This is a genomic window from Snodgrassella alvi (genome assembly GCF_002777745.1).
GTDB classification, from domain to species: Bacteria; Pseudomonadota; Gammaproteobacteria; order Burkholderiales; family Neisseriaceae; genus Snodgrassella; species Snodgrassella alvi_D.
Genome location: NZ_MEIO01000033.1, coordinates 1 through 15,523, shown reverse-complemented (window position 1 = coordinate 15,523; position 15,523 = coordinate 1). Strand labels below are relative to the sequence as shown.

Annotated in this window: 12 protein-coding genes; 8 read left to right on the top strand and 4 right to left on the bottom strand. The window is 43.9% G+C overall.

What is annotated here, in order from left to right; all coding sequences use genetic code 11:
* The first annotated feature begins 50 nt into the window (after window positions 1–50).
* The 6 genes from fmt (at window position 51) to metF (ending at window position 7,170) form a co-directional block, all read left to right on the top strand.
* Window positions 51–992, top strand: a complete 942-nt coding sequence (gene fmt / locus BHC51_RS05045; RefSeq protein WP_100099835.1) for a methionyl-tRNA formyltransferase — start codon at window positions 51–53, stop codon at window positions 990–992.
* Window positions 989–2,242 carry a 16S rRNA (cytosine(967)-C(5))-methyltransferase RsmB gene (rsmB, locus tag BHC51_RS05040; RefSeq protein ID WP_100153490.1) on the top strand — a complete coding sequence of 418 codons (1,254 nt, stop codon included), beginning with the start codon at window positions 989–991 and terminating at the stop codon, window positions 2,240–2,242. Before fmt ends, rsmB begins: the two co-directional genes overlap by 4 nt.
* Window positions 2,208–2,804: a DUF4390 domain-containing protein gene (locus tag BHC51_RS05035; protein WP_100099845.1), complete on the top strand. Its 597-nt coding sequence runs from the start codon at window positions 2,208–2,210 to the stop codon at window positions 2,802–2,804. The genes rsmB and BHC51_RS05035 overlap by 35 nt, the downstream gene beginning before the upstream one ends.
* A 5-nt stretch (window positions 2,805–2,809) precedes the next feature.
* Window positions 2,810–4,912, top strand: coding sequence for a sensor histidine kinase (locus tag BHC51_RS05030; protein WP_100153489.1), 2,103 nt, complete (start codon window positions 2,810–2,812; stop codon window positions 4,910–4,912).
* Window positions 4,899–6,179, top strand: a complete 1,281-nt coding sequence (locus tag BHC51_RS05025; protein ID WP_100099838.1) for a sigma-54-dependent transcriptional regulator — start codon at window positions 4,899–4,901, stop codon at window positions 6,177–6,179. The genes BHC51_RS05030 and BHC51_RS05025 overlap by 14 nt, the downstream gene beginning before the upstream one ends.
* A 157-nt stretch (window positions 6,180–6,336) precedes the next feature.
* Complete coding sequence (metF, locus tag BHC51_RS05020; protein WP_100099839.1) at window positions 6,337–7,170, top strand: methylenetetrahydrofolate reductase [NAD(P)H]; 834 nt, start codon at window positions 6,337–6,339, stop codon at window positions 7,168–7,170.
* Between the two features lie 189 nt (window positions 7,171–7,359).
* On the opposite strand, the gene BHC51_RS05015 is transcribed toward metF, so the two are convergent.
* The 3 genes from BHC51_RS05015 to BHC51_RS05005 form a co-directional block, all read right to left on the bottom strand.
* Window positions 7,360–8,088, bottom strand: a complete 729-nt coding sequence (locus BHC51_RS05015) for an amino acid ABC transporter ATP-binding protein (RefSeq protein ID WP_100099840.1) — start codon at window positions 8,086–8,088, stop codon at window positions 7,360–7,362.
* Entirely contained in the window at window positions 8,085–8,912 is an 828-nt protein-coding gene (gene rsmA / locus BHC51_RS05010) for a 16S rRNA (adenine(1518)-N(6)/adenine(1519)-N(6))-dimethyltransferase RsmA (protein WP_100153488.1), read from the bottom strand. The genes BHC51_RS05015 and rsmA overlap by 4 nt, the downstream gene beginning before the upstream one ends.
* Before the next feature lie 108 nt (window positions 8,913–9,020).
* The gene (locus BHC51_RS05005; RefSeq protein WP_257384770.1) at window positions 9,021–9,641 is read right to left on the bottom strand and encodes a peptidoglycan DD-metalloendopeptidase family protein; all 621 of its coding nucleotides are present in this window, start codon (window positions 9,639–9,641) and stop codon (window positions 9,021–9,023) included.
* A 328-nt stretch (window positions 9,642–9,969) separates the two neighbouring features.
* Here BHC51_RS05005 and BHC51_RS05000 point away from each other — a divergent pair, with 328 nt between their 5' ends.
* On the top strand, window positions 9,970–10,431 hold the full coding sequence (locus tag BHC51_RS05000; RefSeq protein ID WP_100153486.1) for an FxsA family protein: 462 nt from the start codon (window positions 9,970–9,972) through the stop codon (window positions 10,429–10,431).
* Window positions 10,432–10,495: 64 nt separating this feature from the next.
* On the opposite strand, the gene lysS is transcribed toward BHC51_RS05000, so the two are convergent.
* Complete coding sequence (gene lysS, locus BHC51_RS04995; RefSeq protein ID WP_100099844.1) at window positions 10,496–12,019, bottom strand: lysine--tRNA ligase; 1,524 nt, start codon at window positions 12,017–12,019, stop codon at window positions 10,496–10,498.
* Between the two features lie 1,010 nt (window positions 12,020–13,029).
* Between lysS and BHC51_RS04990 the strand changes: the two genes are divergently transcribed.
* The coding region (locus BHC51_RS04990) for an autotransporter outer membrane beta-barrel domain-containing protein (RefSeq protein WP_143558776.1) at window positions 13,030–15,523 on the top strand (2,494 nt) is incomplete at its 3' end.

Sequence of the window (15,523 nt, the reverse complement as noted above, 5' to 3'; positions counted from 1 at the left end):
GTACCACCATCTTCAAATGATAGAGATGGTGTCTTTTGTGGATTTGTTGCATGAAGCCTTCTGTTATTTTTGCGGGAACGCCTGATTTTGCGGCAACAGCTCTTAATGCTATTGTTGCTGCCGGTTTTGATGTCCCGCTGGTATTAACCCAGCCAGACCGCCCCAGTGGCCGCGGATTAAAGTTACAACCTAGCGCAGTCAAAAAGGCTGCACTGACACATGGACTCACTGTAATTCAGCCAACTACACTGAAAACGGCTGAAGCGCAGGCAATATTACAAGAGCAGAATGCCGACGTAATGGTTGTTGCTGCTTATGGGTTATTGTTACCTCAGGCTGTGCTGGATATTCCCAGATATGGCTGTCTGAATATTCATGCATCGCTGCTGCCGCGCTGGCGTGGTGCCGCGCCAATTCAGCGAGCTATTGAAGCAGGTGATCAGAAAACCGGTGTATGTATTATGCAAATGGATGCTGGTCTTGATACTGGTGCAGTAATTAGCCAGCACATCTATACCATCGGTACTGATGATACGGCGGCTGAAGTACACGATGCACTGATGCATCTGGGTGCAAATGCCATTGTTGCTGATTTACAACAGATCACGCGATTATGCCCCACTGCACAAAGCGAAACGGGTGTAACCTACGCTCACAAATTAAGCAAGGCTGAAGCACAAATTGACTGGACACGTCCTGCCACGGAAATTGTTCGTAAAATCCGTGCATTTAATCCGGTACCAGGTGCGTGGACTGTCTGGCAGGATAAACCACTTAAGATCTGGCGTGCACAAGTTATTTCGCATACTGGAGCACCGGGCACAGTATTACATAGTAACGAGCATGAACTGATTATTGCCTGCGGTCGTGACGCCATCAGTATCGAGGAAATACAGAAAGCTGGCAGCAGGGCCATGCCTATTGCAGCATTTCAGACTGGCAATACTTTACTGCCGGGCACAGTACTGACATCAGTGGAGAACAAGGCATGAGCATGGCGCATGTCCAGCAACTGGCAACCCACACCATAAGCGAAGTATTAAGCGGAAGTAATCTCAGCGAAATTCTGGTTCAGGTAATGCAACAAAATCCAGAACTTTCGGCTGCCGATAAAGGAGCTTTACAGGATCTCAGTCATGGTAGTCTGCGCCATTTAGGTCTGTTGCAACAACTTGTGCAGCAAATGACAAAGACTTTACCACCTGTAGAAATTAGATACCTTCTCGTCATTGCTTTATATCAACTGCATTTTACTCGCAATGCAACTCATGCTGTAGTTAATGAAGCCGTTAATCATGCTCGCCAATTGCATGGCGGTCGTTACCAGAAGCTAGTTAATGCTTTGCTCCGACGTTTTTTACGTGAACGCGAAACCTTATTAACCAATGCACTCAAGCAAAATGAAGCGCGTTACAATCTGCCTGCATGGTGGTTAAATTATCTGAAAAAGCATTATCCTCAGCACTGGCACAATATGGTCACAGCTATGGCGAAACATCCGCCTATGACATTGCGGGTCAACCGCCGTTATACAGATGCTGAACAATATCTGGTAAAATTGACGGCTGCGGGTATTCCGGCCAGAATTCTGGATACCCATAGTATCATGCTGCAACAGGCAATAGCTGTACAGAAGCTGCCAGATTTTACAGCCGGTCACGTGTCTGTCCAAGATTTTGGAGCCCAGCAGGCTATCCCGATGCTTAATCCACAGTCTGGTGAACGTATACTGGACGCCTGTGCTGCTCCGGGTGGCAAAACCGGACACATACTCGAATGGGCAAACTGTGATGTCACCGCGCTGGATATTGATCCCATGCGCCTGCAACGTGTACAGGACAATCTGCAACGCTTGCAGCTACAAGCACACTTACATTGTGCTGACGCAAAAGAGCTGCACTCATGGTATGATAACAACACTTTTGATGCCATTCTGGCTGATGTACCATGTACAGCTTCAGGTGTAGTAAAACGCCATCCAGACATCAAATGGCTACGCCAGCCACAGGACAGCCGGAAAACTGCGTTACAGCAGGAAGCCTTACTAGACAGTCTGTGGCTAACACTAAAATCGGGTGGTCGCTTGCTTTTAGCTACCTGTTCGATTTTTATGGAAGAAAATCAGCAACAGTTAACCCGTTTTTTAACCCGACATGCGGATGCCCGCCAGCGTCAATCACGTGTATTGTTACCGGACAGCAGACAAGATGGCTTTTTTTACGCGCTTATCGATAAAATCTAGTCTATTTTTTGCCTGTCTTCTCTGCCTGAATATTACCATAGTAAAGGCAGAGGGCATTAGCTCTACGCGTGCTCAAGCTTACATTACCAGTAATGGTCAGCTTTCCATCAATACACGTTTCAATACTCAACTACCTGATCAGTTAAAACAGGCGTTAACTCAAGGTGTACCATTAAATTTTGACTTAAATTATCAGCTTACCTCACCTACACTCGCTTCCTACCGCAACAGGATTAACAACCTGATCACTGGCGATAATCTTATTCAATACAAACTGGCCTATCACCCACTTACCAGTCGCTATCGTGTCAGCATGGGATCAACTTTCTCTACTGAGTACAACACTCTTGATACCGCACTTAGAGCCATTGGTTCAGCAGCTAACTGGCGTGTACTCAGCAGCGGTACACTCAGTGGTGTATCAGCAGGAGAAGTTCGTGCCGACGTACGCCTGAGTCTAAGCATCAGCCAGCTGCCAAAGCCATTTCAAATCAATGCACTGACTTCTCATAGCTGGCAACTGGATTCTGGCTGGCATCGTCTTATTATCAACGCGGATTAATCAAAATGAGACGGCTAATTCTAGTTATGGCGGTGCTCTGTGTAGTGACCCTATATATTCTGGCCGTCGCCACTGGCAATACTGGTGTTCTATCACAATACTTCTGGTTTGCGTTCGGCTTTGCCTCACTGTTAGTGCTTACACTGGCACTGATGGCCGGTTCCTACTGGTGGAAACTATTACAAAGCCGGCACCGGCATGAATTCGGTTCCAAAATTGCCATGCGTCTGGCCTCAATGTTTACACTAGTGGCCGTATTACCCGGTTTGTTCCTATTCGGCGTATCCGCACAGTTTATTTCACACAGTATTCATTCATGGTTTGGTAACGATACTGAAGAAGCACTCAACCGTAGTATTAGTCTGAGTAAATCCGCTCTGGATTACGAAGTGGATAACAGTGTCCGCCGAGCAGCCAATATCCAGGTTGCCTTGATTGCCGCCAACGGCCTAGAAGAACCGCTTTTACCGATTCTTGAAAGTAATGGCAAAAGCAAACAGTTCAGCCAGCTAAATATCCGTAATCTCGACAATAGCCAGCTTATTGCTGAATATAATCCACTGCATCTTTCCACACCTGAACTTAACGAGAATCTGATACACCAGCTGCATACCACAGGTTCAGTACGTGAAATTGAAAGTATCAATAACATTCTTTATGCTCAGGGCTGGCTAATTTTACCGAGTCACAATAACAACAATGTGTTGTTTTTCCGTCAACCCATCCCTGCTAAAGTTGCACAGGATGCTACTCTGATTGAGGCAGCTCGTGCCAAATATGGTGAACTGAGTTTTACCAAAAAAAGCCTGCAAACCTTTTTTCTAGCTACCCTATTGATGGCCACTTTGCTGGCAATTGTTTTAGCCTTACTGTTAGCCCTATATTTTGCCCGCCAGTTTGTTGCACCGATACTGTCACTGGCAGACGGAGCCCGAGCGGTAGCCAAAGGTGATCTGGATGTACAACAAACCATCTATCGCAACGACGAACTGGGCAAACTAACCAGCCTGTTTAATCATATGACAGTTCAACTACGCCACTCACGAGAACAGCAGGAAGCCGCAAGGCATTATCTGGAATATATCCTTAACAGCCTGACTACCGGCGTAGTTACCCTTAATTCAGAAAACTGCCTGATTACTTTTAACCAGATGGCAGAAAACATACTTGGACAAAATCTGAACCCAATTTCTGGACAGAACATCAACCTACTGGCCGAACAAGGACCGCAGGCAGCAATGCTCGCGGATGTATTCCAGCAAATTCTGGCAACACAATACCAGAACAAACCGGTACAAATCACCTATAATCACAAAGACGAAACTCTGATCTTGCTTGGCAAAGCCACACCACTACCCAAAGATAGTGGCGGCGGTACTGTACTGGTATTTGATGACGTCACCACTCTGGTGCGCGCGCAAAAAGAAGCTGCTTGGGGTGAGGTTGCGCAACGGCTGGCGCATGAAATCCGCAATCCACTAACACCCATCCAATTATCTGCCGAACGGCTGGCATGGAAACTCCATGACAAACTCAGCGAAGCAGATGTCCAGATTCTCAACCGTGCCACTAATACCATTATTCGACAGGTGGCAGCAATGAAAGATATGGTTGAAGCATTCCGTAATTATTCCCGCACACCAGCCTTAAAATTTACAAATCTAGATTTAAATGAATTAATACGCGAAGTTTTGGTACTTTACGAAGGTAGTAGTTGTACATTTACGGTTAATTTGAGTAAGATAGCAATAAATGTTAACGCTGACAGCGGAGCATTACGTCAGGTTATTCATAACCTGCTAAAAAACGCAGTTGAGGCAGCCGCAGCTGATACTTCACCCGAAGTCAGCGTACTGACCGAACTAAATAACGAAGGTACTTTTTTCTATGTACGCAACAATGGTAAAACATTTAGTCAGGAGATGTTATTACATGCATTTGACCCTTATGTAACAGACAAACCTGGTGGTACCGGACTGGGATTGCCAGTAGTAAAAAAAATCATTGAAGAACACGGCGGACGGATCCAAATCAGTAATCAGAAAAATGGACTGGCTTGTGTCAAAATAACCTTACCCTTACAGGTGAATAGAAATGCGAAGCAGTGATATTTTAATTGTTGACGATGAAGTAGGTATCCGCGACTTATTATCGGAAATCCTGCAAGATGAAGGTTATACCGTTACCACGGCCGAAAATGCTGATACCGCCCGCCAACTGCGTCAGCAAACCCGTCCTGCAATGGTATTGCTGGATATCTGGATGCCCGACTGTGATGGCATTACCTTACTGAAAGAATGGGCAAAATCTGGTCAGCTAACCATGCCGGTAGTGATGATGAGTGGTCACGCCAGCATTGATACGGCGATAGAAGCAACCAAAATTGGAGCGCTGGATTTTCTAGAAAAACCCATTTCCCTGCAAAAACTGCTCAGCACAGTGGACCGTGCCCTGAAATATGGACAGATGCAGGCTGCTTCGAACCTGTCACTGGACAAACTCGGCCATAGTCCTGCTATCAAAGAACTAAATCAGCACTTAGAACGGATAGCTAAATTCAGTACCCCAGTACTGCTGACTGGAGAACTGGGTTCACCTTTTGAACTGGTTGCACGTTCATTCCATAAAAGTGCAACTCCTTGGGTAGAACCATCAAAAGTAGAACAAATTGTTGATGCACCCATTGAATTGTTGCAAAAAGCCACCGGAGGCATACTGTATCTAGGTGATATTGCCCAATATGGCAAAAGCACACAGCAAAGCATCGGCTTTATCCTGACCAAAGCAGATCGCTATAATGTACGTATCATCTGCGTTTGTAGTCGGCCAATCAAGGAAATGATTACCGATCCATTACAAGATAACAAACTGCTTAACACACTCTCATCACTAATCGTTGCCATTCCCCCGTTGCGTTCACAACTGGATGACATGGTATTTCTGGTAGAACAAATTACTACAGAGCTGGCAGAAAGCCAGAAAATTCCGCCAGTAAAATTCACTACAGCCGCCCTGAATGAACTACGTCAGTATGACTGGCCGGGTAATCTGGAACAGCTGCGCAGTGTTGTTAAAAGCCTGATGCTAACAACAGAAAATAGCGAAATCGATGTTAATGCCATCAGTACTATCCTGAATCAGTTTAAATATAATCATCCGCATGAAAGCATGACTGGCTTTAATTTCGACTTACCTCTGCGTGAATTGCGTGAAGATCTGGAAAGGCGCTATTTCGAATACCACATTGCTCAGGAAGGACATAACATGAGCAAAGTAGCCCAGAAAGTAGGTTTGGAGCGTACCCATCTTTATCGCAAACTAAAACAGCTTGGTATTCAATTTTCACGACGCCAGACTGAAAACAAATCCTGTTGATTGGCACAGATAAAATCTGCCATAAACCTGAGGATTAATTTTATTCATAATAACTGACGGATTTTTCAAAGAAAATATGCAATAAAGCATTGATTGAGCATGCCTGAAACGTTATGGTTAGATATCTACCAATAACTACTGGAGAGGCTGTTTAATCATGAGTTTCACCCCACTGAGCTTTGAATTTTTCCCGCCACGTACAGAAGAAGGCCGGCGTAAACTTGCCATTACCCGCAAGCAGCTAAGTCAATATCAACCTGAATATTTTTCATGTACCTACGGCGCAGGTGGAGCTACCCGCGCCGGTACGCTGCAAACCATTACTGATATCATGAATGAAGGCGTAGCTGCCGCACCTCATCTAGCCTGTATTGGTGCCAGCCGTGAAGAAATGACCAGCCTGCTTCAAACCTACAAAAACATGGGTATCCGCCATATCGTAGCATTACGCGGCGACGTTCCCTCCGGCGTAGGCTTCGGACATCAAGGCTTACGCTATGCCAATGAATTGGTTGGACTCATCCGTCAGGAATTTGGTGACTGGTTTCATATAGAAATCGCTGCGTACCCCGAATTTCACCCGCAATCCCGCAGTGCCGAAGACGATATCAACCACTTTGTGCGCAAATGCCAGGCTGGTGCTGATTCAGCTATTACCCAATACTTTTTCAATACAGATAGCTATTTCTGGTTTGTAGATGAAGTACAGAGTCGTGGAGTGAATATTCCCATTATCCCAGGCATAATGCCCATTGCCAGCTTCTCCAAATTGGCTCGTTTTTCTGAAACATGTGGTGCAGAAATTCCACGCTGGTTACGTCTAAAACTTCAGTCCTACGCTGACGATACTGCATCAATTAAAGCACTGGGGCTAGATGTAGTAACCGAGATGTGCGACCATTTACTACAACAGGGTGCACCCAGTTTACATTTTTATACCCTTAATCAGGCGGGGCTTGTTTCTACCATATGCCAACGCTTGGGTTACTGACTCAAATAAATGTTAAAAATACCGCACATAAAACTGTTCAGTTTAATAATTACCTATGTAAATTTACTCCTTATATAAAATTCCATACAAATAAAAAGCCCCTATCACATCAATGAAAAGGGGCTATATGGATAATCTATTACAGACTGTCTATCAATCAACCTATCTCTATCCAGTCACAACACAATACTAATGCGTTAACAACTGATTCAAAAACTGTCGAGCACGTTCATGCTGTGGCCGCTGGAAAAACTCTTCTGGAGCAGCCTCTTCAACAATTTCACCATGATCAATAAATACTATCCTATCTGCAACTTCACGAGCAAAACCCATCTCATGAGTTACCACCATCATTGTCATGCCACTGAGTGCCAAGTCCTTCATTACCTTTAGCACTTCACCAATCATTTCGGGGTCTAAGGCTGAAGTAGGTTCATCAAACAGCATTACCCGTGGTTCCATGGCCAAACCACGTGCAATTGCTACCCGTTGCTGCTGCCCGCCGGATAACTGCTGCGGGAAAGCATCACATTTATGTGCAAGCCCCACCTTAGCCAAAAGTTCCTGTGCCTTAGCTTCAGCCTCTGTACGGCTTTGTTTTTTCACCTTCATCGGTGACAAAATAATATTTTCCAGAACTGTCAGATGTGGGTACAGATTAAAATGCTGAAATACAAATCCAACCTCAGTACGCACCCAATTTAAATCGGCTTTCGGATCAGCAACATTAATCCCGTCCACCCAGATTTCACCCTGCTGAATTTTTTCCAGCTGATTTACAGTACGAATCAACGTAGATTTGCCACTACCGGATGGGCCACACACAACCACCACTTCCCCTTGAGCAACACTCAGATTTACCCCATTAATAACATGCAAATCCTTAAACCATTTATGGACATTTTTAAATTCAATCATGTATTCCCCCACATCCTGGAACTGTCTGCATCAACCATTCCGATAGATACACCGTTTTGCAACAAATAATTACTTAATGCCACATAAAGCTCTGGCGTAATTCGCTCAGGCCGACAGCTAGGATCAATTCCTACTGCCATTAATGTTGCATCCTCCACCCATCCCTTCAAATTATTATGAATGGTTTTACGTCGCTGTTGAAAAGCCTGTTTGACCAGAGCAGAAAAATGATTAAAATCCTGCGCAATTCCAATACGACCGCACTGTGGAATCATCCTTACCACCGCAGAATCTACCTTCGGCGCAGGAGTAAATGCCTGTGGTGGCACATCAAGCAAACTTTCCATCTCAAAAAAGTACTGCAACATCACACTCAAACGACCGTAGTCATTACTACCCGCACCTGCCACCATTCTCTCAACCACTTCTTTTTGCAGCATAAAGTGCATATCAACAATGTCATCAGCATATTGACCAAAGCGAAATAACAATGGCGTAGAAATATTATAAGGTAAATTACCCACAATTTTTTTTCTGCCAGGTACACTAGCAAAATCAAACTGCAATACATCACCTTCATGAATAACCAGTTTGGATGCAAATGGCAAAGTACGTAAATGCGCCACAATATCACGGTCAATCTCAATTACATGCAGCTTCTTAACAGCTGCGGCCAGAGGTGCCGTAATTGCAGCCAGTCCCGGACCAATTTCAAGCACAGTATCTTCCGGCTGTGGGCGCACCGCACGCACAATATCCTGAATAATACTTTTATCCTGCAAGAAATTCTGGCCAAAGCGTTTACGGGCACGATGTTCTTTCATATCACTTCCTTCAAATTTGCCCTATTATAAAATAAAACCATTGCCATCAACCTACCGGCTAAACAGTACCTGCCCATTAATAAAAACCACCAACACCAGCTAGCATTTCTAATCAGACAAGTACCGCAACGGATTAACTGCCTGACTATTCACCCTTACCTCAAAATGCAGTTTTACCCCAGTCGTACCACTGTCACCCATCGTTGCAATCGTCTGCCCGGCCTGCACACTCTGCCCATTACGCACTTTCAACGAATCATTGTATGCATAAGCAGTCATCGTACTATTAGTATGTTTAATCAGCACCAGTCTGCCATATCCACGTAACTCATCACCAGCATACTGCACCGTACCCGCAGCCGCAGCCTTAACTGGTGTACCACGGCTACCAGCAATATCAATACCTTTTTGCGTCTGGCCATTAAACATACTGATTACCTTTCCGCGTACCGGCCATTGCAAACGAATATCAGGAGTTGCCGTACTGGTAGCCACTGCTTCAGACTGACCTGCAACACGGCCAGACGGCGGTTTTACTCCAGCCGGACGGCCTGACACCGCTGCCGGCTTGCGCACACGAATCAGTTGCCCCACCTCAATTGCATTAGCATTAGCCAGATTATTCCAGCGTACCAGCGTATTCACATTCTGATTAAAGCGTAAACCAATCCGGTATAAAGTATCTCCACGCTGCACACGGTAAAAACCATTTTGTGCACTACCATTCATTACCGGTGCCCTGCTTGATACACTGTTACTCTTACATCCACCCAATAACAATCCCATACATGGGATTAAACATAAACCAAACCGCCACAATATCCCGTACAACTTCCATATCTGTATCATTAATCTATCACAATCCTAATAATAATCCGTATAGCATAACGGGCTTAGTTACCCTGCATTTGATATTAACACAGCTTTCCCTTATACCTGCCAGCCACCAGAGCGCCCTGCCAACAGGTACAGATGTCCATTTTATAATCTGACATATTGAATTACCCAATCCTGCAACCATCTATAAAAGTTGTTATAGCTAAAAAGGGAAACTTAGATGCGATATATAGGTTGGGCATTACTGATACTGGCAGCAATGGAAGTTATTTCCATTATTCTGGTTAGTAATCTGATTGGCGGTGGCTGGACATTACTTCTCATCATACTATCCAGTGCATGCGGTGTATTTATGTTGCGTAATATCGGCCTGTCTGGCTTATTTCTTGCCGTAGCTACCATCCGCACCGGCAGCAATGTATCCATCTACCAGTTATTATGGCCACTGCGTTACGTACTGGCAGCCATCATGCTTATCAGCCCCGGATTTGTATCTGATATATTCGCCGCCCTGCTACTGCTGCCCATCAAAGGTAAACCCTTAACCAGCGCCAGCAGCCATCCTTTTTCCCGCGCACCACAATCAGATCAAAACGATATTATCGAAGGTGAATTCACCGTAGAAAACGACAACAGACAGAAACATCATTCCGAAGGGCAGCAACATCTGCCACCCAGATAATCTGATTACTAAAAACCAAAAGCCACACGGAGCATGTCCGGCGGCTTTACTTCGTTATACTTCTTTACTCTAAACGCATTTGTGGGAATAGAATCACATCGCGTATTGTCTGCGCGTCCGTCAGCAACATTATCAAACGATCCATTCCAATGCCACAACCACCGGTTGGCGGCAAACCATACTCCATGGCACGAATGTAATCCGCATCATAGTGCATAGCCTCATCATCCCCCGCATCCAACTGTGCCACCTGAGCTCTAAAACGTGCAGCCTGATCCTCTGAGTCATTCAATTCCGAATAGCCATTAGCCAGTTCACGCCCAACCACAAACAACTCAAAACGTTCAGTTAAACCAGGTTTAGTATCAGAAGCCCGTGCCAGTGGTGATACCTCTACCGGATAGTCAACAATAAATGTCGGTTGCCATAATTGGGCTTCAGCACATTCCTCAAACAGTGCCAGCTGTAAGCTGCCCAGCCCCTGCGCTACAGGTAAAGACCCGCCCAGCTTTTTAATTTCAGATTTCAGCCATACCTCATCTGCCAACTGCTCATCAGCATATTGCGGATTAAAATGTTTGATTGCCTCCACAATAGTCATCCGCGCAAACGGCTGGCTTAAATCCACCTCCTTACCGTTATAACTCACTACCGCACTACCAGTAGCCTCAATAGCAGCCGTACGAATCACCTTTTCCGTCATATCCATCATACGCCGGTAATCGCCATAAGCTTCATAGAATTCCATCATAGTAAATTCTGGATTATGACGCGTACTCATACCTTCATTGCGGAAATTGCGGTTAATTTCAAATACACGCTCCAGCCCTCCCACAACCAGCCGTTTCAAATAAAGCTCAGGTGCTACCCGTAGAAATAAATCCATATCCAGAGCATTATGATGTGTTACAAACGGTTTTGCCGTTGCACCACCCGGAATAGGGTGCATCATAGGCGTCTCCACTTCCAGATAACGCTCACCAACCATCACATTACGAACCGCCTGAATGATCCGGCTGCGCTTCACAAAAGTATCCCGCGTCTGCTCATTAGTAATCAAATCCACATAACGCTGCCGATATTTCTGCTCCTGATCAGCCAACCCATGGAACTTATCTGGTAATGGACGTAACGATTTAGTAAGCAGGCGCAGAGATGATACCCGTACAGTCAGCTCACCATGATTAGTTTTCATCAGCTCACCTTCTGCGCCAACAATATCTCCTAGATCCCAGTGTTTAAACGCATCATGTACCTGCTCACCCACACCCTGATTATTAACATATAGCTGAATACGTCCGGTCATATCCTGAATCGTGGCAAAACTGGCTTTACCCATATGACGCTTCAACATAATACGACCCGCAACCTTAACTGGAATAGCCCTTTCAGCCAGAACATCTTTATCAAACTGCTCATACTGCTCATGCAGATCACCAGCAAAAGCATCACGCTTAAAGTCATTTGGAAACGCAATACCCTGTGTACGAATTGCCGTCAACTTATCGCGACGGTTTGCCATAATCTGATTTTCATCCAGTTGCTCTTCGCGTGCGCCACCAACCGACGCATTATGTTGTTCACTCATATGCATTCCTATACCATAATAATTAGTTTTTTCCTGTAGCCACCAAACAAAAACATTAGCCTAGCTGTGACATTAATCAACCAGAAAATAACTACTTATTCTAATCCAAAATATCCATTTTAACACGCAAACCACCTGCGCCCGATACCATAACCAACCAACATATCCTTAAAAACAGCATCACCAACATACACTCACAAAAATTGCACAATAAACAACTAACTGATAAACACCATATATCCTTAACCATTAAATCTCACACAAATATCCCCCAAAATCCGGTTATATATTCTTATCCAAACTAACTAATACATAAACCATCTACAGTAACCAACATACCAAAAAGCAGCCCGCACCCCTTCATATATATAAACACGCACAACCAATAAATACAGCCCTAATACAGCAAAAATAAACAGCCTTACAAACAACTCACATCAGCAATCCTATCTAAAATCGGCAACTTCACCATATTCTGCCGATCTATCACATAAACTTCCGAAAATCATTTCCAGCCTCATTACCAACTCAAATACATAAACTATTTAGAAAAATAATTCTGGCAATACCCCACCACAAATATATTTACATCTAGATAACACAATAGCATCAACCATCAATTTCTAAATCTGAAGAAAAACAAAGCAGATATCAGCATTAATCACACTACAAATTAAGTAAAAAAATACTAAAAAATTAAACCAAAATTAAACAACATGATATCCACCAAATTAACTCAACCTCTATACAGTAATAATTAAGATAACCACATTCAGCAATCAGCCAATAAAAACATACAAATAAAACCTACTAAAAATAACATCTAAAAACTTAAATTAATAAAAATAATATTTTCTTAAATTAATTCAATAATTTACATTTTGACTAATAACCAGCTTTGTAGTCGAATACAACAAGCAGATTTAATTTATAAAGCTTTACATTGGCTTATCTCAGACTAGATATTTCCCTGGCAGCACAACTTCAGCATACGGAATCAGGAAACTCAAATGGATAAAACTTACCACCCCAAATGGCAAATCAGAACAAAAACATATATTACAGCATCCATGCCAAAGCCAGATTTCAGAAAAACAACATTGGCTCAATTAATGGCAATTATCGGCATAATCTCTTTCTCAACAAGCGAAGTATATGCCAACTGCTCTACCTCATCTTCTAATAAAATTTGCATTACCAAAGAAACAGACTCGTCTCCATCAACATATAGCGGGTACACCGTCAATCAGGATGGCTATATCGCAAATGACAACACAGATCCAGTCAATATTTCAACTAGCGACAACCCATTAAATAACACATTAACCATCATGAACAATTCTGGAGCTGGCGATCTGGCAGTTACAGTAAAAAATACAAATATAAAAAATATATACTCCCTTAATAACTCAGAAAACGCAGCAATATCCATAACCACAACCACAGATATGACAACACCCAATGGTTTTGGCATCTCAGTGAGCAACGCCGGCACAAATCTCACCCTCAACACCAAAAACATTAACAGCCAGACAAACGCAATCTACGCAGTAAACTATGGTACAGGTGCCACATCTATCACCACAGCAGACATCACCTCCAGCGGTAGCAATGGTATCTATGCACAAAATAACAATAACACCACAGACCTGACAGTCACAACCGAAACAATCAATGCCAGTCAAAATGGGCTTTACCTCAAAAATAGTGGTACCGGTGCCACCTCTATCACCATCAATGGTGATGTCACCTCCGCCAATAGTGACGCCATCTATGCAGAAAACGACCCCACCGCAACAGATCTAACCATCAATACCAAAACCATTAACGGCAAAAATAATGGTATCTACGCCGCAAACTTCGGCACAGGTTCAACAACAGTGACAGCAGAAGGCAACATAACCGCAACCAATCAAAACGGCATATACGCATTCAATCATGGTAAGGATCTAACCATCAACACACATAATGTACAGGGTTCCCAAAGCGGAATTTATGCAACTAATGAAGGTACCGGTTCCACCTTAATAACAGCCAAAGGCAACATAACTGCAACCAACAGCGATGCCATTCATATTGAGAATAAAAGCAATACCAAAGACCTAATTATCAAAACAGATAACGTAAATGCCAAAATGAACGGCATATATACCACCAACAACGGTACAGGCATTACCTCCATAACTGTCAGTAATGATATTATCGCCGCCAATAGCACCGGTATATTTGCACAAAACTTAAATACAGCAGGCAACCTAAACATCGACGCAAAGAATATCAACGCCAACCTAAACGGTATATACGTCATCAATAACGGAACCGGCTCCACCTCAATCACCACCTCCGGCACCATACAAGGCCTACACCAATATGGCATCCACACAGAAAACAACCAAACAGCTACAGATATCAGCGTCAATCAGACAAATGGTTCCATTTCTGGAGCGCTAGACGGCATTGATGTTCTCAACCGAACCGCACATGGAAATAACACCCTTACCATAGCAGGAAGCGTAAAGGGTGGTACAGGCGCAGGTATTTATACTAGTGGTAACGCCGGAACCACCACATCAATCACACTTAATAGTGGGGCCAATATTGAAGCCACCTCAGGCATAGCCATCCGCGATGCTGATGACAACGCTATCGTTACCCTAAATAATGGATCCAAAGTAACAGGAGAAATCACATTGGGTAATGGCAGTGATACTTTAACTATTAACAGCGGAGCAGATACATCAGCAATTACCGTACTTGACGGAGGTGATGATACCGAAAATACAGATGGCATGATTGATACACTCAATATCGGCCAGCCATTGACTGGATCATCGACCAGCAACGGAACGGCCGGAAATATCGCTATCCGCAACTGGGAAAATATTAATCTCCAACAACAAAGCACACTCACCCTAACCGGCAACTTAAATACCAGCAGCCTTAATATCAATCCTACTGCAACCCTAGCCCTCACACCCTCCCTACATCAAACAACTATTAACGGCAACATTACAAATTCCGGTAATATCAGCCTAAACAATAATCAAGCAGGTGACCATTTAACCATCAATGGCAACTATATCGGTAACAATGGCACAATTTCCCTTGATACCATATCTCAAGATAATAACAGCGCAACCGATAAATTGTTTATCAATGGCAATGCCTCCGGTCAAACCACAGTTCGAATGAATAATATAGGCGGACTTGGTGCAGATACCGGCACCACCGATGGAATAGAAATTATCAACATTACAGGTAACAGTACCAACAATGCCTTTAATCTGCAAAACGACCATATTGATGCTGGTGCTTACGAATATCATTTGTACAAAGGCAATATTAATGGCCAGAACAGCAACTGGTATTTACGCTCTCAACTAGCAGAACCTGACGATCCAAACAACCCGAACAACCCGAACAACCCGAACAACCCGAACAACCCGAACAACCCGAACAACCCGAACAACCCGAACAACCCGAACAACCCGAACAACCCGAACA